Raw genomic sequence first — 369 nt, forward strand, 5'->3', positions numbered from 1 at the left:
AGACACTTTTGAGAGCTCTCTCTTTTAGGGTTAAGAATGTTAAACTGGAGATGAGTGGAAGGTTATGGGCACAGATAAGAGCAAGTGATGTAATTAGAAGTTTAAGATTTTCTTGATCTCTTTCTCCAACTCTTCTGTCAGCTTATATTCTGAAAATACTCGTTTGAATTCATTAAATATCTCGATTATTTGAAATCTCATTTCTGCAGAGGGAGCTTGTGGGAAGAGCTTTAAGGTTTTCCTTAAAAGCCTAGTAACTTCACTCCCACTTTCGTCATTGTTTATCTGGTACTGTAGTTCCTTTAGCAGAACTTCTATCCCAAGTGCAGGATCTTCAGTGAAGAAATACTTCTCAATAATCAGCTCTGG

Annotated in this window: 1 pseudogene; it reads right to left on the reverse strand. The window is 37.1% G+C overall.

What is annotated here, in order from left to right:
• Positions 1–93 precede the first annotated feature (93 nt).
• Positions 94–369 (reverse strand): annotated as a pseudogene (locus E3E32_RS10025) (hypothetical protein); the annotation flags it as partial.

Origin of the sequence: Thermococcus sp. GR6 (assembly GCF_012027415.1) — an archaeon.
Lineage (GTDB): Archaea > Methanobacteriota_B > Thermococci > Thermococcales > Thermococcaceae > Thermococcus > Thermococcus onnurineus.